The organism is Isoptericola hypogeus, assembly GCF_039531145.1.
Taxonomy (GTDB): Bacteria; Actinomycetota; Actinomycetes; order Actinomycetales; family Cellulomonadaceae; genus Isoptericola; species Isoptericola hypogeus.
The window spans coordinates 988,012-1,008,103 of the sequence record NZ_BAAAPM010000003.1; the positions used below are offsets into that span (position 1 = coordinate 988,012).

17 protein-coding genes and 1 pseudogene are annotated in these 20,092 nt (G+C 74.5%); 8 read left to right on the forward strand and 10 right to left on the reverse strand.

What is annotated here, in order from left to right; translation table 11 throughout:
• Positions 1-35 precede the first annotated feature (35 nt).
• Positions 36-434 (reverse strand): hypothetical protein, encoded by a 399-nt coding sequence (locus ABD254_RS06720; protein ID WP_344246859.1) that lies wholly within the window; start codon positions 432-434, stop codon positions 36-38.
• 65 nt (positions 435-499) lie between these two features.
• Between ABD254_RS06720 and ABD254_RS06725 the strand changes: the two genes are divergently transcribed.
• Together ABD254_RS06725 and ABD254_RS06730 are read left to right on the forward strand one after the other, a co-directional pair.
• On the forward strand, positions 500-1,435 hold the full coding sequence (locus ABD254_RS06725; RefSeq protein WP_344246861.1) for a CE1 family esterase: 936 nt from the start codon (positions 500-502) through the stop codon (positions 1,433-1,435).
• Positions 1,436-1,505: 70 nt separating this feature from the next.
• The gene (locus ABD254_RS06730) at positions 1,506-2,558 is read left to right on the forward strand and encodes a CE1 family esterase (RefSeq protein WP_344246863.1); all 1,053 of its coding nucleotides are present in this window, start codon (positions 1,506-1,508) and stop codon (positions 2,556-2,558) included.
• Positions 2,559-2,608: 50 nt separating this feature from the next.
• Here ABD254_RS06730 and ABD254_RS06735 read toward each other — a convergent pair.
• From ABD254_RS06735 to ABD254_RS06750, 4 genes and pseudogenes are all read right to left on the reverse strand, one after another.
• Positions 2,609-2,830 (reverse strand): annotated as a pseudogene (locus tag ABD254_RS06735) (DUF6191 domain-containing protein); the annotation flags it as partial.
• Positions 2,831-2,916: 86 nt separating this feature from the next.
• A complete protein-coding gene (gene gdhA / locus ABD254_RS06740; protein WP_344246865.1) occupies positions 2,917-4,254 on the reverse strand; it encodes an NADP-specific glutamate dehydrogenase in 1,338 nt (445 codons plus the stop codon).
• Between the two features lie 142 nt (positions 4,255-4,396).
• Complete coding sequence (gene purL / locus ABD254_RS06745; RefSeq protein ID WP_344246867.1) at positions 4,397-6,754, reverse strand: phosphoribosylformylglycinamidine synthase subunit PurL; 2,358 nt, start codon at positions 6,752-6,754, stop codon at positions 4,397-4,399.
• A gap of 146 nt (positions 6,755-6,900) precedes the next feature.
• A complete protein-coding gene (locus tag ABD254_RS06750; protein ID WP_344246869.1) occupies positions 6,901-7,503 on the reverse strand; it encodes a hypothetical protein in 603 nt (200 codons plus the stop codon).
• Positions 7,504-7,799: 296 nt separating this feature from the next.
• Here ABD254_RS06750 and ABD254_RS06755 point away from each other — a divergent pair, with 296 nt between their 5' ends.
• Positions 7,800-8,294, forward strand: coding sequence for a hypothetical protein (locus ABD254_RS06755; RefSeq protein ID WP_344246871.1), 495 nt, complete (start codon positions 7,800-7,802; stop codon positions 8,292-8,294).
• A 155-nt stretch (positions 8,295-8,449) separates the two neighbouring features.
• Positions 8,450-8,758: a hypothetical protein gene (locus ABD254_RS06760; RefSeq protein ID WP_344246873.1), complete on the forward strand. Its 309-nt coding sequence runs from the start codon at positions 8,450-8,452 to the stop codon at positions 8,756-8,758.
• A gap of 69 nt (positions 8,759-8,827) precedes the next feature.
• Here the strand turns inward: ABD254_RS06760 and ABD254_RS06765 are convergent, their stop codons facing one another.
• Together ABD254_RS06765 and ABD254_RS06770 are read right to left on the reverse strand one after the other, a co-directional pair.
• Positions 8,828-10,942: an acyl-CoA dehydrogenase family protein gene (locus ABD254_RS06765; RefSeq protein ID WP_344246875.1), complete on the reverse strand. Its 2,115-nt coding sequence runs from the start codon at positions 10,940-10,942 to the stop codon at positions 8,828-8,830.
• Positions 10,939-11,697, reverse strand: a complete 759-nt coding sequence (locus ABD254_RS06770) for a TetR family transcriptional regulator (RefSeq protein ID WP_344246877.1) — start codon at positions 11,695-11,697, stop codon at positions 10,939-10,941. The genes ABD254_RS06765 and ABD254_RS06770 overlap by 4 nt, the downstream gene beginning before the upstream one ends.
• Before the next feature lie 82 nt (positions 11,698-11,779).
• On the opposite strand from ABD254_RS06770, the gene ABD254_RS06775 reads away from it, so the two are divergent.
• Genes ABD254_RS06775 through ABD254_RS06785 form a run of 3 tightly spaced genes read left to right on the forward strand, consistent with a single transcriptional unit; the run spans position 11,780 to position 15,557 of the window.
• Positions 11,780-13,153, forward strand: a complete 1,374-nt coding sequence (locus ABD254_RS06775; protein ID WP_425553731.1) for an acetyl-CoA C-acetyltransferase — start codon at positions 11,780-11,782, stop codon at positions 13,151-13,153.
• 17 nt (positions 13,154-13,170) lie between these two features.
• Positions 13,171-14,535 (forward strand): 3-oxoacyl-ACP reductase, encoded by a 1,365-nt coding sequence (locus ABD254_RS06780; RefSeq protein ID WP_344246881.1) that lies wholly within the window; start codon positions 13,171-13,173, stop codon positions 14,533-14,535.
• Positions 14,532-15,557 carry a MaoC/PaaZ C-terminal domain-containing protein gene (locus ABD254_RS06785; RefSeq protein WP_344246883.1) on the forward strand — a complete coding sequence of 342 codons (1,026 nt, stop codon included), beginning with the start codon at positions 14,532-14,534 and terminating at the stop codon, positions 15,555-15,557. Before ABD254_RS06780 ends, ABD254_RS06785 begins: the two co-directional genes overlap by 4 nt.
• Before the next feature lie 113 nt (positions 15,558-15,670).
• Here the strand turns inward: ABD254_RS06785 and ABD254_RS06790 are convergent, their stop codons facing one another.
• The 3 genes from ABD254_RS06790 to ABD254_RS06800 form a co-directional block, all read right to left on the reverse strand.
• Entirely contained in the window at positions 15,671-17,785 is a 2,115-nt protein-coding gene (locus ABD254_RS06790) for a CocE/NonD family hydrolase (RefSeq protein WP_344246885.1), read from the reverse strand.
• 22 nt (positions 17,786-17,807) lie between these two features.
• On the reverse strand, positions 17,808-19,310 hold the full coding sequence (locus tag ABD254_RS06795; protein WP_344246887.1) for a peptide MFS transporter: 1,503 nt from the start codon (positions 19,308-19,310) through the stop codon (positions 17,808-17,810).
• 63 nt (positions 19,311-19,373) lie between these two features.
• Positions 19,374-19,499 (reverse strand): hypothetical protein, encoded by a 126-nt coding sequence (locus tag ABD254_RS06800; protein ID WP_344246889.1) that lies wholly within the window; start codon positions 19,497-19,499, stop codon positions 19,374-19,376.
• 23 nt (positions 19,500-19,522) lie between these two features.
• Between ABD254_RS06800 and ABD254_RS06805 the strand changes: the two genes are divergently transcribed.
• Complete coding sequence (locus ABD254_RS06805) at positions 19,523-20,068, forward strand: rRNA adenine N-6-methyltransferase family protein (protein ID WP_344246890.1); 546 nt, start codon at positions 19,523-19,525, stop codon at positions 20,066-20,068.
• The last annotated feature ends 24 nt before the right edge of the window (positions 20,069-20,092 follow it).

The window sequence follows — 20,092 nt, forward strand, 5'->3', positions numbered from 1 at the left end:
GACAGTTCCGTCCATGACGGCGTGCTCGAAGAGCACTACCAGGACCAGCCGCGGGAGCTGAGCTCCAGCTCCTCGCGCAGGCGCTCGTCGTCCTGGGCCCGCTCGTCCGCACGCAACGGCGCCTCCGCCACCGGCAGCCCGGACAGCCGGCAGGCCTCGCGCAGCAGGGCGTCGTAGGCGCCCTGGACGGCGCGCCAGTGGTGGGCCCGGGCGTAGACGTCCGGGTCGTCGGTGAGCCGGACCAGCTCTCGGGCGAGCTCGCCGAGCCGCACCTGGACGGCGAGCGTCACGAGCGGGTCCGCCAGGGCTGCCCGCCGGCGCAGGTCACGCCGCGCGACCGCCTCCCGGTGGGAGTCGGAGCACAGCCACGAGCGGACGGCGAGGGCCGCGATCGCCACGGCCGTCGTCGCCACGAGTGCCAGCTGCCACGTCACCGGAGCACCACCACCGATCGGTTTCAGCCTAGGCCGCGAGCGCTGCGCACGCGACAATCGGCGGCATGCCCGTGCCCCGCGGAATCCTCCCGTCGCTCGTCGTCATCGTGGCGCTGCTGCTGTCGGCCTGCGGGGCCCCGATCCCCGACGGCACCCCCGGCCCTCCCGTGGTGCTCGCGGCGCCCGTCGCGCTCGCGGCCGGCACGTCCGGGGTCTCGGAGATCGGCGGCCGCCCCGTGGAGGTCCACGTGCCGCCGGCATACGGCCCGGCCGACCCGGTGCCGCTGCTCGTCGTCCTGCACGGCCTCGGCTCGGACCCGGCCCGCGTGGACGCCCTGCTGGGGCTCCGGCACGAGGCGTCGGAGCGCGGCGTCCTGTACGTCCTCCCGGAGGGCACCCGGGGCTCGGACGGCCGCCGCTTCTGGAACGCCACCGACGCGTGCTGCGACCGGGACGCCACCGGAGTCGACGACTCCGCCTACCTCGCGACCGTGGTCCGCGAGCTCGCCGTCACGTACGCCGTCGACCCCGGACGCGTCGCCGTCGTGGGTTACTCGAACGGCGGGTTCATGGCCCACCGGACCGCGTGCGACCACGCCGACCTCGTGTCCGTCGCGGTGTCGCTCGCGGGCGCGACGGCGGCGGACGACGACGCGTGCCGCCCGTCCGCGCCCGTGAGCGTCGTCCAGGTGCACGGTACGGAGGATCCCGTGATCGCCGTCGGCGGCGGCCGGCGCGACGGGCGCGCCTACCCCTCGGCCGAGGAGACCGCGCTCGCCTGGGCGCGGCTCGACGACTGCGCCGACGGGCCCGCCGTGACGACCGCCGGGCGCGACCTCGACATGAGCGTCCCCGGCCCGGAGACCACCGTCGCCGCCTGGTCGGGCTGCGCCGACGGAGCCCGGGTCGAGCTGTGGACCATCGCGGGCGGGGACCACGCCCCCGAGCTGGGCCCCGCCTTCGCGCCGGCGGTCCTGGACCTGGTGACCGGCGTCGATTGACCGGCTCCGCGTGACCGGCGCACACCGCGGCCGGCACCCGTGGGGCGGCGGGTCGCGCGACACTCGGAGCATGTCGTCGCGCCGCGTGTCCGCCCTCGCGCTCCTGACCGCACTGCTGATCGGCCCGCTGCTGCTCGGCGCCTGCGGGTCCCCCGCCACGGACGGACCGCCCGACGCGCCGACGTCCGCACCGTCGTCGTCACCGCCCTCCGCAGCGCCGTCGTCCGCAGCGCCGTCGTCCGCAGCGCCGTCGTCGACCGCGCCCGCTCCCGACGCTGAGCCGCCGGTCGCGGCGGGGAGCTCCGCGGACCTCGAGGTCGACGGGCGACCCGTCGAGCTCGCGGTCCCCGCCGGCTACGACGCGTCCGACCCGGCCCCGCTCCTGGTGGCGCTGCACGGCTTCGGCGACTCCCCCGCCGGCGTCGACGAGGGGCTCGGGCTGCGCGACGAGGCCGCGCGCCGCGGGATGCTGTACGCGCTGCCCGAGGGCACGCCCGACCCGGCGGGCCGGCTGTTCTGGGACGCTGCCGACGCCTGCTGCGGCTTCGACGCCGAACCCGTGGACGACTCCGGGTACCTCGCGGAGGTGATCCGCACGATCGCCGACGCGTACGCGGTCGACCCCGCGCGCGTCGCCGTCGTCGGCCACTCCAACGGCGGGTTCATGGCGTACCGGATGGCATGCGACCACGCCGACCTCGTGACGGTGGCGGTCTCGCTCGCCGGGGCGATGCCGGCCGACGACGGCGCGTGCTCCCCGTCCGAGCCGGTGACCGTCGTGCAGGCGCACGGCACCGCGGACACCGTGATCGCGTTCGACGGCGGCGGCACCCCGGGCGGCGACTACACGTCCGCGCCGGGCTCGGCCGCGGCCTGGGCGCGGCTCGACGGCTGCGCCGACGAGCCGCGGGATGCCGCGGGCGCGCTCGACCTCGACACCGGGCTGGCAGGCGCCGAGACGTCGGTGGCGTCGTACGCGGGGTGCGCAGCCGGCGCCCGGGTCGAGCTGTGGACGATCGACGGCGGCTCGCACTCCCCGTCCCTCGGCGACGCGTTCGCCCACGGGGTGCTCGACGTCGTCGCCGACCCGACGGCGGCGGCCGCGTCGGGGGCGGGCAGGTAGGCGACGCCCGCGTCGAGGTCGACGCCGAACGGCGCTCCCTCGGCGGGGGTCTGCACGATGTCGAGCCGCTGCCGCTCCTTCTCCGCCGTCACGTGCGCGCGGGAGGGCTGGAAGATCTCGACCAGCTCGCCCAGCATCCCCGAGCCCGCGCTCTCGCCGCCCTCGCGCGGCTCCGGCCGGCGCGCGTTCGCGAGCCGCTCCACCAGCACCACCACGACCACCAGGCTCGCGAGCACGCCGAGGACGCCGAACAGGACCGGCAGCCACCGCATGCGGTCAGCCTAGGCCTCGGAGGGTGGCAGTCGGGTCTGGCGTCCCAGCCCTGCGGGGAATCAGCCCGACAGCCCGCAGAATCGGGTCATACGACGCCGAGGGCGATCATCGCGTCGGCGACGTGCGTGAAGCCGGCGATGTTGGCCCCGGCCACGTAGTCGCCGGGGGCGTCGTACTCGTCGGCGGTGGCGAGGCAGCGGTCGTGGATGCCGGTCATGATCTCGGCGAGCCGCTGCTCGGTGTAGCCGAAGCTCCACGAGTCGCGCGACGCGTTCTGCTGCATCTCCAGCGCCGACGTCGCCACGCCGCCCGCGTTCGCGGCCTTGCCCGGCCCGAAGAGGACGCCGGCGTCGTGCAGCAGCGCGACCGCCCCCGGCGTCGACGGCATGTTCGCGCCCTCGGCGACGGCGCGGACGCCGTTCGCGACGAGCTGCTTGGCGTCGGCCTCGGTGAGCTCGTTCTGGGTGGCGCACGGCAGGGCCACGTCGGTCGGCACGTCCCACACGGGGCCGTTCGTCACGACCCGCGCGCCGGGCCGCCGCGCGGCGTAGTCGGCGACCCGGCCCCGCTCGACCTCCTTGACCTGCTTGAGCAGGTCGAGGTCGATGCCCGCCTCGTCGACGACGTACCCGGACGAGTCCGAGAAGGTGATGACCCGGCCGCCGAGCTGCCGCGCCTTCTCCGCCGCGTAGATGGCGACGTTGCCCGAACCGGACACCGACACCCGGAGGCCGTCGAGGCTCTCCCCCGCGGTGCCGAGCATGCTCTGCGCGAAGAGGACCGCGCCGTAGCCGGTGGCCTCGCGTCGCACGAGCGAGCCGCCCCAGGTGAGGCCCTTGCCCGTGAGCACACCCGACTCGTAGCGGTTGGTGATCCGCTTGTACTGGCCGAAGAGGTAGCCGATCTCCCGGGCGCCGACGCCGATGTCGCCGGCCGGCACGTCCGTGTGCTCGCCGATGTGCCGGTAGAGCTCCGTCATGAACGACTGGCAGAACCGCATGACCTCGCCGTCGGACCGGCCGCGCGGGTCGAAGTCGGAGCCGCCCTTGCCGCCGCCGATGGGCAGGCCGGTGAGCGCGTTCTTGAAGATCTGCTCGAAGCCGAGGAACTTCACGATGCCCAGATACACCGACGGGTGGAAGCGCAGCCCGCCCTTGTACGGCCCGAGGGCCGAGTTGTACTCGACCCGGAAGCCGCGGTTGATCCGCACCCGGCCGGCGTCGTCGACCCACGGGACGCGGAAGATGATCTGACGCTCCGGCTCGCAGATCCGCTCCAGCACGGCCGCCTCGGCGTACTGCGGGTTCTTGCGCAGCACCGGTCCGAGCGACTCGAAGACCTCGCGCACGGCCTGGTGGAACTCCACCTCGCCCGGGTTGCGGCGCAGCACCTCGGCGAAGGCGGGCTGGAGGCGGTCTTCCATCGGTGCTCCCTCGGGCTCAGGTGTACGACTGGCGCCCGCCGGCGCACTGGCGCGCGACACGGACGACACCGGCAACTATCGCACCCTCACCACAGAGCAAGACGCTGTCTCACGCCCCGAGACGTGACCCCATGAGCGTCGGTCAGCCGAAGATGCGCGGCAGCGTGCCCTCGTGCGCGTCGCGGGCCTCCGCGAGCGGCAGCTCGAACGAGTCGCCGTCGAACCCGCCGGCGACGACGACCGTCTCGCCGCCCGTGGTGCCCAGGCGCAGCACCGGCACGCCCGCGGCCTCGGCCAGGCCGGCGACCTCCAGCTCGTGCTCGGGGTCGACCGCGACGAGCACGCGAGCCGTGGTCTCGCTGAACAGCGCCGCGAACGGGCTCACGCCGTCGCGGCCGGTGACGCCGTCGACCGCCACGCGGGCGCCGACGCCGAACCGCAGCGACGACTCGAGCAGCACCTGGGCCAGGCCGCCCTCGGACAGGTCGTGCGCGGCCTCCACGAGGCCCTGCTCGCGGGCGGCGACCAGCACCCCGGCCAGCGCCTTCTCGGCGGCCAGGTCCACGCGGGGCGGGAGGCCGCCCAGGTGGCCGTGCTCGACCTCGGCCCACGCGGAGCCGTCGAGCTCGTCGGCGGTGGCGCCGAGCAGCAGCAGCGACAGGCCCGCACGCTGCCAGCCGGACGGCACGGCGGTGCGGACGTCGTCGAGCACGCCGAGCACGCCGACGACGGGCGTCGGGTGGATGGCGGAGTCGATCTGCCCGGGCTCGCCGGTGCCGTTGTACAGGGACACGTTGCCGCCGGTGACCGGGACACCGAGCTCCTGGCACGCGTCCGCCAGGCCCTCGATGGCCTCGACGAGCTGCCACATGGAGTCGGGGTGCTCGGGCGAGCCGAAGTTCAGGCAGTCGGTGACCGCCATCGGCGTCGCGCCCGCCGTCGCGACGTTGCGGTACGCCTCGGCGAGGGCGAGCTGGGCGCCGGCGCGCGGGTCGAGCTTGCCGTAGCGCCCGTTGGCGTCGGTCGCGAGCGCGACGCCGCGGCCGGTGGCCTCGTCGACGCGCACCACGCCGCCGTCGTCGGGCTGCGCGAGAGCGGTGTTGCCCTGCACGAAGCGGTCGTACTGGTCGGTGACCCACGCCTTGGAGGCGAGGTTCGGCGACGCGAGCAGGCGCAGCGCGGTGGCGCGCAGCTCCTCGGCCGAGGCCGGGCGCGCCAGCCCCGCAGCCACCGTGGTGTCGGCCTGCAGGCCGTCCTGCCACGCCGGACGGGCGTAGGGACGGTCGTAGACCGGGCCCTCGTGCGCGACGGTGCGCGGGTCGACGTCGACGATCCGCTGCCCGTGGTGGTCGATCGTGAGGCGACCTGAGTCGTTGACCTCGCCGACGACGGCGGTCTCGACGTCCCACTTGCCCGTGATCGCGAGGAACTCGTCGAGCTTCTCCGGCCGGACGACGGCCATCATCCGCTCCTGCGACTCCGACATGAGGATCTCGCCGGCGTTGAGCGTGGGGTCGCGCAGCAGCACGTCGTCGAGCCACACGTGCATGCCGCCGTCGCCGTTGGAGGCGAGCTCGGAGGTGGCGCAGGAGATGCCGGCGGCGCCCAGGTCCTGGATGCCGTCGACGACCTGGGCCGCGTACAGCTCCAGGCAGCACTCGATGAGCACCTTCTCCATGAAGGGGTCGCCCACCTGGACGCTCGGGCGCTTGGCCGGGACGCCGTCCTCGAACGTCTCGGACGCGAGGATGGAGGCGCCGCCGATGCCGTCGCCGCCGGTGCGCGCCCCGAAGAGCACGACCTTGTTGCCGACGCCGGAGGCGTTGGCCAGGTGGATGTCCTCGTGCCGCAGCACGCCGACGCACAGCGCGTTCACCAGCGGGTTGCCCTGGTAGGAGGCGTCGAAGACGAGCTCGCCGCCGATGTTCGGCAGGCCGAGGGAGTTGCCGTAGCCGCCGACGCCGGACACGACGCCGTGCACGACGCGCGCGGTGTCCGGGTGGTCGACGGCGCCGAAGCGGAGCTGGTCCATCACGGCCACAGGGCGCGCGCCCATCGAGATGATGTCGCGCACGATGCCGCCGACGCCCGTCGCGGCGCCCTGGTAGGGCTCCACGAACGACGGATGGTTGTGCGACTCGACCTTGAAGGTCACCGCCCAGCCGTCGCCGACGTCGACGACGCCCGCGTTCTCGCCGATGCCGACGAGCAGGTGCTCGGTCATCTCCTCGGTGACGCGCTCACCGAACTTGCGCAGGTGCACCTTGGAGGACTTGTACGAGCAGTGCTCCGACCACATGACGGAGTACATGGCGAGCTCGGCGGCGGTGGGGCGACGCCCCAGGATGTCGCGGATGCGCTGGTACTCGTCGGGCTTGAGGCCCAGCTCCGCGAACGGCTGGGGTTCGTCCGGCGTGGCGGCGGCGCGGGAGACCGTGTCCAGGTGCTGGTCGGGCTCCGGGCGGGCGGGCACTGCGGCGTCGGCGCTTGCGGCGGTCATGAACTTCCCTCGGGTCGCACGAGTACTCGACATGCGCGAGTGGTCGGAATGCTCCGGATGCTCGGACCGGGTGATCGCCGCACCGCGTCGCGGTGCCGGCATCCGGCATCGGCCCGGGCATGGCGCCCACACGGCGCCGGGCCAGTCTACCGGCGGGCCGGGATGCCGACGGACCGGGCGCCCCCGCCGCCGCGCAGCCCCGGTTCCAGGCAGGTCAGCCCGGCCGCCACGGTCCCGAGGATCAGGCCGACCCGGGTGTGCGGACACCGCACCCCGCGGCCACGCCAGCGCTCCCCGAGCCGGTAGGCCCACCGCTCCCCGACGACGGCGAGCGTGCCGACCGCGGCCACCGCCCCGAGCACCGCGCCGCCCACGACGGCCGGGCGCACGGCGCCCGCGGGCCCGTCAGGTTCGACGTCGCGGCCGAGCGTGTTCTCGTCCGCCCCGCGGGCGGCGGCCGGCGCCTCGCTCGCGTCGTCGGCGATCCGGCGCAGCTCGTCGCGCGTCGCGCGCACGCCCTCGCGCGCCTCCCTGCCCTCGTCGGTGGCCGCCAGCACGAGGCCGACGGCGGTGGAGAGCACGGCGGCCTTGGCCACCGCCCGGCCCCACCGGGGCCCGACCACGTCCGGGACGGCGTACCAGGCCAGCGTCGCGAGCCCGGTGACCGCGACGCTCCGCGGGTCGGGGCCGGCCTTGCTCATGCCGCGCGGGTCGCGTCCGGACGTCGGCGCGGCGGCGTCGTACGTCATCCCACCTCCAGGTCGTCGTGGTCGTCGAGGTCGTCGTGGGCGGCCGTGCGGCTCGTCCACCGCCTCGCTGTGAGGAACGCCCGGCCCCCCGGCATCGTTCCGCCCCGGACGCCCGTCCGGGCCAGCCGCACCTCCGACCAGCGGTGATGACGATTTCCTGATGCTTTCATCATCTTCTGAGGAAGGTAGACGGGGTTGCTGCTGACCACAGTGACGTCTGTCCGTGAGCGAACCCACCGCGATCCCTGTCCAGCGGGGGGCTGTTGCCGATTACCACAAGATGGTTTGATGCGCTCGTGGAACTCCTCCGTGCCTTCTCTCCCGACGCGTTCGCGTACGGGTTGGCGTCCTGGTCGTGGTCGGGGGTCCACGGCAAGACGCCCCGTTTCACGACGGCGTTCGGCGACGTCTTCCTGGAATCCCTCGAGGGCTGGTGGTTCCTCGACACGATCGAGGGGTCGCTCGAGCTGCGCTGGCCCAGCGCCGTGGACATGTACGCGGAGCTCGACTCGCCGGACGGGCGCGCGGACCTGCTCCTGGAGGACCTGTGCCACGAGGTCCACTCCCGCGGGGTCGCCCCGGCACCCGACGAGGTGCTCACCTTCGCGCCGCACCCCGCCGTCGGCGGCCGACTGCACGCCGACCACGTGGCGCCGGTCCGGCTCGAGCTCGCGCTGCGGCTGACCGGCGACCTGCACCTCGCCCTGCGGCGCGAGTCGGGGGCCGTCCCGGAGGCCCTCCTGCTCGGGCACCTGGCGATGCCCTCGGGCGCGCCCTCCCCCTGGTCCTGACCTCCCCTGACCACGCCTGACGGCACCTTCGTCGTGGCGTCAGCGCCCAACCGTGATGCACCTGTGACCGGATCAACTGCGCCCTGCGGATGCAGTACCGCCCGAGGTGTCGTCTCCTGGAAGAGCACGGAAGAGGCGGACCGTGGGAGGTAGGCATGAGGCGGGTGCTCGTCGTCGGGCTCGCTGTCGCGACGATCGACGGAGCGGCGCTCGGGGTGTTCGCGGCCCTCGGTTGGACGCTGGTGGCGGTCGTCGCCCTGGTAGCGGGGCTCGCCGGAGCCGTCGCCGTCGCGCTGGCCACGCCGCCGCCACGGGCCGCGCCCCGACCGTCCACCGTGACGCTCGGTCTCCCGCTGCGCGACGCGGAGGCCGTCGAGGAGCCGGAGCCCCTCGAGACGGCCGTTCAGCCTGCCGAGATCGAGCCGCTGCGCCACGCGCCGGAGCCCACGCCGGCCGCGGCCTGACCCCACGCACAGCAACGCCGGTCGAGCCTGTCGAAACCCAGTTTCGACAGGCTCGACCGGCGTTCGGTGTCAGGAGCGCGACTTCTTCAGAGACTTCTCGCTGATCGGCGCGGAGCCGTCCGCCCGCTGCGCGGCGTAGTAGGCGCGCGCCTCGTCCTGCCGCTCGGCCTCGACGCCCGACGCGATGACGGCCCGCAGGTGGTCGGGGCCGTAGCCCCACGCGTCCACCAGGTCGACGGCGTGCGGGCGCAGACGCTCGAGCAGCCGGTCCACGTACGACGTCACCGTGCGGGCGCGCTGCGCCGACAGCCGGCCGTTGACGAGGTACCAGGCGAGGTTGCGCTCGATGAGCGTGAGCCCGAAGACGTCGCGGACCCAGGTCATGACGCGGCGGGTGCCGGGGTCGGCGACCTGCTCCAGCGCCTCCGTGAACGCCGACCAGCGCAGCAGGTCCGCGTGCGCCCTCGCCGCCTCGACGAGCTGCACCTGGTTCTGGTCGAAGATGCGCGCGGCGGTGACCGGGTCGGCCTTCTGGGCCGGGCGCAGCGCCATCGCGACGTCCTCGACGAGGGTCGCGACGCGGTCGGCCAGCAGCTCGCGCTGCGTCTCGGCGTCGCGCAGGTGCCCGGCCGCACGGCGCGGGTCGCCGGCGTCGGCGATGGCCTGACCGAACCGGCGCAGCCCCGTGCGGTGCAGCGCGGCGTCGGTGGCCTGGTCGACGACGAAGCGGGCGATGCCGGCGGGCGACGAGGTCGTGCCCTTGAGGTGCTTGGCGTAGTCGCCCACGAGCCGCTTGGCCACGAGCTGGAGCAGCACCGTGTTGTCGCCCTCGAACGTGGCGTACACGTCCAGGTCGTGGTGCAGGCTCGTGATCCGGTTCTCGGTGATGAAGCCGGCGCCGCCGCACGCCACCCGGCACTCCTGCAGCGTCTCCAGGACGAAGGTCGTGGAGGTCGCCTTGAGCGCCGCCGCCATGGTCTCGAGGTCCTCGCGCTGCTCCGGGGTGTCCTTCTCGCCGGAGAACACGTCGTCGAACAGGTCGAGCAGCCGGTCGTGCGCGAAGTGGGTCGCGTACGTCTCGGCGATGCGCGGGAAGAGGCGACGGCGGTGCGTCGCGTAGTCGAGCAGCACCGTCTCCTCGACGGGCGAGGCGGACGTGAACTGCCGCCGCTCGGCGCCGTACCGCACAGCGATCGCGAGGCCGAGCTTCGACGCGGTCGACGCCGCGCCGTCGAGCGACACGCGCCCCTGCACGAGCGAGCCGAGCATGGTGAAGAAGCGGCGTCCGGGGCTGTCGATCGACGACGTGTACGTGCCGTCGGCCGCGACCGCGCCGTACCGGGCGAGCAGGTCGGTGCGCGGGACGCGCACGTGGTCGAACGCCAGGCGTCCGTTGTCCACGCCGCGCAGGCCGCCCTTGAGCCCGTCGTCGAGGCCGCTGACGCCCGGCAGAAAGGCTCCGGCCCGACCGTCGCCCGTCGTCTCCCGCACGGGCACGTAGAAGCAGTGCACCCCGTGGTTGACGCCGTTCGTGATCAGCTGCGCGAACACGGTGGCCGCGGTGGCGTGCACGGCCGCGTTGCCGAGGAACTCCTTCCACGCCGCCCGGAACGGCGTGTGGATGACGAACTCCTCGGTCTCCGGGTCGTACGTCGCCGTGGTGGCGACCGACGCGACGTCCGAGCCGTGGCCGACCTCCGTCATCGCGAACGCGCCCGGCACCGAGAGGTCCATCGCGCCCGGCAGCAGGCGGTCCTGCTGCTCCGGCGTGCCGAGGTGCAGGATCGCCGAGGCGAACAGCCCCCACTGGACGCCGGCCTTGATCTGCAGCGACGGGTCGGCGACGACGAGCTCCTCGAAGCCTGCGAGGTTCGCACCGGGGGAGTCGCCACCGCCGAGCCGCTCGGGAAACGCGAGCCACACCTGGTGCTTCTCGTCCGCGCACGCCAGCAGGCGCATCTGATCGAGCACCCGCTCGCGGTGCTCGTCCATCGACAGCGACTCGTCCTTCCAGAAGGTCGGGTCGGTGGAGCGGTCACGGGCGTGGCGGCGCCAATCGGGCCAGCGCCCGAGGAGCTGCTCGGAGAGCCCCGCGACGTCGACGCGAGGGGCGGGCTTGGCGGCGTCGGCGCCGCTCGTGACGGTGGCGGTGAGCGTCGCGGGACGGTCGGACGTGGCGGTCATCGGTTCTCCTGCGTGCGTGCTGGGTGGGAGGTTCCTGAGGTGTCGGGGGGAGCGGGATCGTCGTGGTGCAGCACGCCGACGGGCCCGGTCCACAGCCAGAGCGTGACCTGCTCGGTGAGCTCCTCACGGGTGAGCCGGTCGGGGGCTGACGGATCCGACCCGTGGCCGAGCCACCACTCGCCGGCGCCGCGGACGAAGCCGACGGCCCCCGCGGCCCAGGCGGCCGCCGTCGCCGCCGGCACGTGGACCGCGCGGGCGAAGGGCTCGGCGACGAGCTCGATGACGGAGTCCAGGTAGGCGCCGAGCGCCTCGACGGGGCCCGACGCCCCGCCGGGCAGCCCCGCCTCCGCGGCGGGCTCGTTGCCGCCGATGGCGGTGCGGGTGACGAACCAGTAGACGTTCGGCGAGTGCTCGATCATCTCGAGGTACACCCGGACCATCGCGCGGAGCGCGGCGTTCGGCGTCGGCGCCGCCTCGGCCGCCTCGCGCAGCGCGTCGTGCATGGTCGCGACGACGTGGGCGGCGACGGCGAGGCGCAGCCCGGCCTTGTCGTCGAAGTACCGGTAGACGATGGACTTCGAGGTGCCCGCCGCGGACGCGATCTCGTCCATGGAGACCCCCGGCCCGCTCCGGTGCACGGCTTTGCGCGCGGCGTTGACGAGCTGCGCCCGGCGCGCGGCACGATGGTCGTCCCACCTCGTGGAGCGACCGTCCTGTGCCGAACGACCGTCGAGCTCGCGCCCTGCGGCCGTCATCGGCCGCACCCTGTGACTCGTCTCACGAGACTGAGAGTATCAGGTACTGTGAGTCCTACCTGACCGACGGAGTGAAGGAACTATCGCTGTGGCTACACGCAAGCCGTCCGGGTCCGCCAGCCGGGCCACGTCCAGTGCCGCTCCCGGGGCCCGTCCTTCCGGCGTCCGCGACGCCGTGATCGTCGGCGGCAACCGCATCCCGTTCTCGCGCGCCGGCAAGAAGTACGCCGACGCCTCCAACCAGGAGATGTTCACGGCCGCGCTCGAGGGCCTCGTGGCCCGCTTCGGGTTGCAGGGCGAGCGGCTCGGCGAGGTCGTCGGGGGCGCCGTCCTCAAGCACTCCCGCGACTTCAACCTCGTGCGGGAGTCCGTGCTCGGCTCCTCCCTCTCCCCGCAGACGCCGGCCTTCGACCTGCAGCAGGCGTGCGCGACCGGCCTCGAGGCCGCCATCACGGTGTCCAACAAGATCCGGCTCGGCCAGATGGACTCCGGCGTCGCGGGGGGCGCCGACACGATCTCCGACGCCCCCGTCGCCGTGAGCGAGGGGCTGCGCCGCGTGCTCCTCGAGGCGTCGCACGCCAAGACCCTCCAAGCCCGCCTCAAGGCGTTCGCCAAGCTGCGCCCGGGCGACGTGAAGCCGCTCACGCCCGGCACCGACGAGCCGCGCACCGGCCTGTCCATGGGCGAGCACCAGGCCATCACCACCGCACGGTGGGGCATCACCCGCGAGGCCCAGGACGAGCTCGCGCTCGCCAGCCACCAGCACCTCGCCGCCGCCTGGGACTCGGGGTTCTTCGACGACCTCGTCACCCCGTTCCGCGGCCTCGTCCGCGACGACAACCTGCGCGCCGACACGTCGCTCGAGAAGCTCGCGTCCCTCAAGCCGGTCTTCGGCAAGAGCCTCGACGAGCCGGCGAGCATGACCGCCGGCAACTCGACCCCGCTGACCGACGGCGCCTCCGCCGTGCTGCTCGCCTCCGCCGACTGGGCCGCCGCGCGCGACCTGCCGGTGCTCGCCCGGTTCGTCGACGCCGAGACCGCGGCGGTGGACTTCGTGCACGGCCACGAGGGCCTGCTCATGGCGCCGGCCCACGCCGTGCCCCGGCTGCTGGCCCGCAACGGCCTGACGCTCGCGGACTTCGACTTCCTCGAGATCCACGAGGCGTTCGCCTCGACCGTCCTCACCACGCTCGCGGCCTGGGAGGACGCCGACTACTGCAAGAACGAGCTCGGTCTGTCGGGCGCGCTCGGCTCGGTCGACCGCGCCAAGGTCAACGTCAACGGCTCCTCGCTCGCCGCGGGGCACCCGTTCGCCGCCACCGGCGGGCGCATCCTCGCCACCGCCGCCAAGCTGGTCGCGGCGAAGGCGGCCGAGACGGGGCAGCCTGCCCGCGCCCTGATCTCCGTCTGCGCCGCCGGCGGCCTCGGCGCCACCGCCATCGTCGAGTCCGTCTGATCCCGGAGGAACCACCGATGACCGACTCCTACACCAAGGCCGTCAACTCCGGCTTCACCAAGTCCCTCGCCAAGAAGCTCGGCCTGCCGCGCCCCGCGATCCTGCGCCGCTACCGGGCGGGCGACCCGCTGACCGTGGGCCCCGTGCTCGTGCTGTCCGACGACGCGTCCCGTGGCGACGCCGACAGCCTGGCCAAGGAGCTGCTCGGCTGGAGCCTCGACGTGCGCCGCGAGCCCACCGACGACGCCCGCTGGGGCGCCGTCCTGCTCGTGCTCACGGAGTCCGCCCGACCGACCGACGTGTCCGGCGCCGTGCTGGCCGCCGGCTCGGTGCTCCGGCGGCTCGCGCCGAACGGCCGCGTCCTGGTGGTCTCCCGGGCGGCGACCGACGGCGACGCGCCGGAGCTGGCCGCGACCCGCAGCGGCGTCGACGCGTTCCTGCGCTCGCTCGCCAAGGAGCTGCGCTACGGCGCCACCGCGAACGGCCTCGTGCTGACCGACGGCGCCGCCGCCGACGGCACGTCGGCGCTCGCGGCGCTGCGCTTCTTCCTGTCGGCCCGCTCCGCCTACGTGGACGGCCAGCAGCTCCGGGTCGGTGCGACGCCGTCGGACGCCGCCGACTCCCCGGCCGACCTGGACCGCCCCCTGGCCGGCCGGGTCGCCGTCGTCACGGGCGCCGCGCGCGGCATCGGCGCGGCCATCGCAAAGACCCTGGCCCGGGACGGCGCCACCGTCGTCTGCGTCGACGTGCCCGCCGCGGGCGAGGCGCTCGCCCGCACCACCAACGCCGTCGGCGGCACCGCCCTGCAGCTCGACGTCACCGCCGACGACGCCGGCACGCGGATCCTCGAGCACGCGCGCTCCCGGCACGGCCGGCTCGACATCGTCGTGCACAACGCCGGCATCGTGCGCGACAAGCTGCTCGCCAACATGGGGCCCGCCCAGTGGGACGCCGTGGTCGCGGTCAACCTCGACGCGCAGCTGCGGATCAACGCGCAGCTGCTCGGTGCCGACGGGGGTGCCGGGGTCGAGGGCCTGCGCATCGTGTCCCTGGCCTCCACGTCGGGCATCGCCGGGGGCAAGGGGCAGACGAACTACGGCTTCTCCAAGGCCGGGGTCATCGGGCACACGCGCGCGACGGCGCCGCTCGTCGCCGCCCTGGGCGGCACCGCCAACGCCGTCGCCCCGGGCTTCATCGAGACCGACATGACGGCGGCCATGCCGTTCGTGACCCGCGAGGTCGCGCGGCGGCTGCCCACCCTGCAGCAGGGCGGCCAGCCCGTGGACGTCGCCGAGGCCGTCGCGTTCCTCGCCTCCCCCGCCGCCGCGGGCATCAACGGTCAGGTGCTGCGCGTGTGCGGCCAGCACCTGGTGGGCCGGTGACGGCGAGCGCCCCGGCCACCAGCGCCGGCGACCCGCTGCGCGTCGAGACGCTGCCCGCCCTGCCGGGGCTCGCCGCGCTGTACGCGCGCGGCGCGGCGTCGTCGGGCCGGATCGCCGCCGGGCGTGCCCTGCCCGGCCTGCCCGGGATAGGCGCGGGCCGGGCGGAGGGCGAGCCGGCCCCGGAGCGGTCGCTCGTCCTGCCCGACGTCGTCCTGCGCGTCCCCGGCGTCGCGACGGCGGGCCTCGCCGGCCACCTGCACGACTACCAGCGGCTGCTGCACGAGCCCGTGACCGACGTGCTGCCCGCGGGGTACCTGCACGTGCTCGCGTTCCCGCTGGCCACCGCCGTCATGGTGCGCGGCGACTTCCCCCTGCCGCTGCTGGGCATGGTGCACCTCGCCAACGACGTCGAGCTGCGCGGGCCCGTGCGCGTCGGCGAGGTGCTCGAGGTGCGCGCCTGGTCGGAGAACCTGCGCCCCCACCGGCGCGGGGTGCAGGTGGACCTCGTGGCGGAGGTGCGGCGCGCGGACGACCCCGCGGGGACGCCGGTGTGGCGAGGGGTCTCGACCTACCTCGCCAAGGGCTTCCACCTGCCCTGGAGCGAGGACGAGAACGCGGCTGCGGCGGACGCCGTCGACGGCGAGGACCGCGCTCCCGCCGGCACGTGGGTGCCGCCGCTGCCCACCGGCCGCTGGGCGCTCGGCCCCGGGACCGGGCGCGCGTACGGCGCCGTGTCCGGCGACCGCAACCCCATCCACCTGTCGGCGCTGTCGGCCAAGGCCTTCGGCTTCCCCCGCGCCATCGCGCACGGCATGTACACCGCCGCGAGGGCGCTGGCCGACGTCGGGCACGCGCGCGGCGACGCCTACCGATGGACCGTCGAGTTCGCCAAGCCGGTGCTCCTGCCCACGACGGTCGACGTCGCGATCACCCGCGACCCCGACGGGCCGGGCTTCGGGTACGTGGGCTGGAACGGCGGGCGACGGCAGAAGCACTTCGAGGGCACCGTCGTCCCGCTCTGACCCCGCCGCCTTCCACCCCGCCACCCGCGCTGCCGAACACGGGGTTGGGATCGCTATCGGCCTCGATAGCGATCCCCACCCCGTGTTCGGCAGCAGTCGAGAGGGCCGGCCCGTCAGCCGGCGGTGCGCGGGATCGTCCGACGCCAGCGGCGCTCGAAGACCACCTCGTCGCCGTCGCGGGCCACGACCTCGTCGTCGGTGAAGAAGTGCTCGTCGTCGCAGGTGATCTCCGACCGGGTGCGAATGCTCGCGTCCCAGCCGCCGGTCATGCCCTCCGGCAACGGGGCGCCGGCCGCGCGACGCAGCCCGACCGTCCAGTCCGAGCGGGTGCGCGCGCTCGTCGCGTCCGGCCCGATCCAGTACCGCTCGAGTGCGTCCTCGGTGAATTCCAGGCCGTCCGGGTAGGTGCGGGTGCCGCCGTACCGCGGGTCGACCTCGAGCAGCCACCGCCCCTCCGCGACGTCCCGCACGACGCGGCGCTCGGGGCGCGCCTCGGCCGCCTCGCCGAAGACGACGCCCAGCGGCGGCGTCTGCTCCGGCTCCTCGAACTCGACCGGCGGGTGCGACGCCGCGCGGTCGTGCACCGGCAGCTCGAGGGCGCCGTCGCCGACCGCGACGGCCAGCACCGCGTCACCGGGCTGCGGCCAGACCCACGGCCAGTACGCTGACGACAGCGCGAGCCGCAGCCGGTGGCCCGGCGCGAGCGCGTAGCCGGTCCCGGTGAGCTCGAACGATACCTCCTCGGTGGCGCCCGGCGTCCACCGCACCGCCCGGTCGCGGCCGTGCCGTGCCGACAGGTTGAGCACGCCGCGGGTGACCAGCGTCGACGAGCCGTCGGGACCGACGTCGCACAGCCGGGCCACGACCTGCCCCTTCGTCCCGGAGCACGTGAGGCGCAGCCGGACGCGCGCCCGCCCGAGGATCTCGAGCGGCTGGGTCAGCGGCGCCGAGTCGAAGCAGAGCGAGCGCCCGTCCTCCTCCCGCTGGTCGGGCGGCAGGTCGGCGTCGTTCCCGAACGGGAAGAACCGGCCGGCGTCGACACCCGTGTGCGACGGCGAGTCCACGAGCCACGACGTGGGCACGGGGTGGCCGCCGGCGAGCGTCTCGACCGTCGGCGCCGTCGTCCACAGGGCGACCTCGGGCTGGTCGGCCGCGCGGTCCGCGACGAGCGGCAGCGTCCGGTCAAAGACGTGCGGGGACGGCCACGACGGCTCCCCCACCCACCGGCCCGGCAGCTCGTCGTACACCGTGGCCGGCGGCACCGACTCGCTGATCCACGCGCGCAGCGGCGGGTCGGCGAGCACGCCGCGGTCCGCGCCCTTGAGCCAGTGGTCCCACCAGCGCAGCGTCTCCTGCAGGAAGCCGATGGCCGGCCCCGGCGGCAGCCCGCGGTCAGGGTACTGGTGCGACCACGGCCCGACGATCCCGCGCACGGGCGCACGAAGGGCGCCGTCGTCGCCGGCGGCGGCCAGGCGCAGCACGGTGTCGCGGTAGGGGTCGTTCCAGCCGCCGACGGCGAGCACGGCCGCCGAGATCGTCGAGTAGTCCTCGATGACGCTGCCGTGACGCCAGTAGTCGTCGCGCGTCTGGTGGTCGAGCCAGGTGTGGACGAACGGCTCGGTGTGCTCGAGCCGGTCGACCCACTGCTCGCGCCAGCCCTCCCCCACGTACGCCGGGTCCGGAGGGCGGGAGCAGAACGCGAGCATCGTCGCGGCCCAGGCGTGCATGTCGACGGCGAGGACGGAGCCGCCGGTGAAGTGCACGTCGTTGTCGTACCGGTCGTCGGTGGAGCAGACGGTGACGATCGCCTTGAGCGGCTCCGGGGCGAGCGCCGCGACCTGCAGCGAGTTGAACCCGCCCCACGAGATGCCGAACATGCCGACCGACCCGTCGCACCAGTGCTGCGCCGCCAGCCACTCGACGACGGCGACGCCGTCCGCGAGCTCGGTGGGCGAGTACTCGTCGTCCTGGTACCCGTCGGAGTTGCCGCTGCCCCGGATGTCGACCCGGACCGACGCGTACCCGTGCCCGGCGTAGTACGGGTGGCGCTGCGCGTCGCGGGGCGCCGTCCAGTCGGACAGCCGGTAGGGCAGGTACTCGAGGATCGCCGGGACGGGCGTCGGGTCGACGGGCCGCCAGACGCGGGCGGCCAGGCGGGTGCCGTCGGGCAGCGGGATCCAGAGATCCTCGGTCGTGGTCTCCACCGGCAGGTCGGTGACGTGGCGCACGGGTGCCTCCTGGGTCGAGCGTTCAGTGGACGGGGTGCATCGTGCGCTTCATCCATCGCGACAGGGACAGCACGACGACGGCGGCGGCGACGGCGACCGCGCCGTTCACCGCGAAGTACACGCCGTCGGGGATGACGCCGTAGAAGCGGACGGTCTGCGCCTGGATGCCGTTGGCCAGCGCGATGGACAGGAACCACACGGCCATCGACTGGCTGGAGAACGCGACGGGGGCGAGCTTCGTCGTCGCCGACAGGCCGGTGGTCTGCAGCAGCACGTCGCCCAGGCCGAGCAGCAGCAGCGACACCAGCATCCACCAGATCGCGATCTGCCAGTCCCCGGTCTGCCCGGTCACGGCCGGCACGAGCACCCAGTACGACAGGCCACCGAGGAGGGCGCCGATCGCGACCTTCTTCGACGCGTGCGGCTGCCGCGGCCCGAGCCAGGTCCACAGGGCGGCGACCAGCGGCGCGACGAGCACCTCGGCGGCGCCGAGGTACGAGCTGAACCAGGACGACGGCACGTCCCAGCCGAAGATGGTGCGGTCCACGTGGTCCTCGGCCAACAGGATGAGCACCGAGTACGCCTGGAAGAGCACGAAGTTGAACGCGACCGACGCCGTCCACAGCACGAGGAACGGGCGCAGCCGTCCCCGCTCCTCCCCCGTCACGCGCGGGCTGCGGAACATCACCGTGAAGTAGACGATCGGCGCGACCATCGCGATCACGGTCAGGGAGTTCACGACCCCCTCGACGCTGAGCCGCCCCACGAGGGCGAGGACGAGGAGGACGACGACCACGGCCGCGGCGGCGCCGACCAGCAGCCACCGCGTGCGGCGCGCGGCGTCCGGCGGCAGCGGCGCCTCAGCGGGCCGGCCGTAGCCGGGGATACGGCGGCGGCCCACGACGTACTGGATCAGCCCCGCCGTCATGCCGATCGCGGCGGCGGAGAAGCCCCAGTGCCAGCCGACCTCGGCGCCCAGCCAGCCCGTGACGAGCGGCCCGAAGAAGGCGCCCACGTTGATGCCCATGTAGTACAGGGCGAACCCCGCGTCGCGCCGGTCGTCGTCCGTGGCGTAGAGCTTGCCGACGAGCGTGGAGACGTTGGGCTTGAGCAGCCCGGTGCCGAGGCTGATCAGCACCAGGCCGATCCAGGTGGAGATCTCCACCGGCACCGCCATCGTGTAGTGCCCGGCGGCGATGAGGATGCCGCCCCACAGGACGCCGCGGTAGGACCCGAGGACGCGGTCGGCGATCCAGCCGCCGCCCACCGACACCAGGTAGACCATCGTCCCGTAGCCGGCGGCGATGGACGCGGCGGCGCCCGGGTCCATCGCGAGACCGTCGTCGGCGACCGACGCGGTGAAGTACAGGACCAGGATGGCCTGCATCCCGAGGAAGGAGAACCGCTCCCAGACCTCGAGGCTGAACAGCGTCGCGAGTCCGCGCGGGTGGCCCAGGAAGGACCGGTCCACCGCGGCCTCACGGCCCCCGGCAGGCTCGACGGGTGGCGCGTCCTCGGTGGTCACGGGCCTCTCCTCGGGGTCGGACGGTGGCGCGAACGGTGCGGGCGCCCGAGCGGACGACCGGCCCTACGTGCCCAGGTTCCCACCCGCTCCCCCGACCCACCCGTCGGGCGCCGGGCGCCGAGCGGGCACCAGGGTGCGGCCGAAAATCGCGTGCACGACGCCGGGCGCCGCCCGTACGGTCGTGGCCATGTCGATCTTCATGGTGGTCCGTCGTGCCCGCGTCCGAGCAGGGACGGCGGGCGTCGCGACGCGACTGGGGATGGCACCCGCTCCGCGCTGACTGGGCGGCGCGCGTCGTCGAGGGCGCTCCCGTGCGCGCGGGCGACCTCGTGCTCGACCTGGGTGCCGGCACCGGGGCGCTGACCGCCCCCCTGCTCGACGCCGGGGCGCGCGTGGTCGCGGTCGAGCTGCACCCGGGCCGGGCCGCCGCCCTGCGGCGCCGGTTCGCCGACGCCCCGGTGCGCGTCGTCGCGCACGACCTCGCCGACCTCCGACTGCCCGGGCGCCCTTTCCGCGTCGTGTCCAACCCGCCGTACCAGCTGTCCACCGCCGTGCTGCGGACCTTGCTGAGCACCGACCGGCTCCTCTCGGCCGACCTCGTGCTCCAGGCCGGCGCCGCCCGCCGGCTCGCTGCCGCCCCTCCCGGGGCCCGCCACGCGCGACGGTTCGTGCTCGACGTCGGGCCGCCGGTCCCGCGGCGCGCGTTCCATCCGCCGCCGCGCGTCGACTCGGCCGTGCTGCGGGTCCGTCGCCGCTGACCGCCCGCGCGCCAGGCGCCGAAC

Bases quoted from the DNA above. Each gene is read 5' to 3' on its own strand.
- ABD254_RS06725 (WP_344246861.1), top strand. From the start codon at position 500: ATGCCCGTGCCCCGCGGAATCCTCCCGTCGCTCGTCGTCATCGTGGCG.
- ABD254_RS06730 (WP_344246863.1), top strand. From the start codon at position 1,506: ATGTCGTCGCGCCGCGTGTCCGCCCTCGCGCTCCTGACCGCACTGCTG.
- gdhA (WP_344246865.1), bottom strand. From the start codon at position 4,254: ATGGAAGACCGCCTCCAGCCCGCCTTCGCCGAGGTGCTGCGCCGCAAC.
- purL (WP_344246867.1), bottom strand. From the start codon at position 6,754: ATGACCGCCGCAAGCGCCGACGCCGCAGTGCCCGCCCGCCCGGAGCCC.
- ABD254_RS06750 (WP_344246869.1), bottom strand. From the start codon at position 7,503: ATGACGTACGACGCCGCCGCGCCGACGTCCGGACGCGACCCGCGCGGC.
- ABD254_RS06760 (WP_344246873.1), top strand. From the start codon at position 8,450: ATGAGGCGGGTGCTCGTCGTCGGGCTCGCTGTCGCGACGATCGACGGA.
- ABD254_RS06765 (WP_344246875.1), bottom strand. From the start codon at position 10,942: ATGACCGCCACGTCCGACCGTCCCGCGACGCTCACCGCCACCGTCACG.
- ABD254_RS06770 (WP_344246877.1), bottom strand. From the start codon at position 11,697: ATGACGGCCGCAGGGCGCGAGCTCGACGGTCGTTCGGCACAGGACGGT.
- ABD254_RS06780 (WP_344246881.1), top strand. From the start codon at position 13,171: ATGACCGACTCCTACACCAAGGCCGTCAACTCCGGCTTCACCAAGTCC.
- ABD254_RS06800 (WP_344246889.1), bottom strand. From the start codon at position 19,499: ATGGCCACGACCGTACGGGCGGCGCCCGGCGTCGTGCACGCGATTTTC.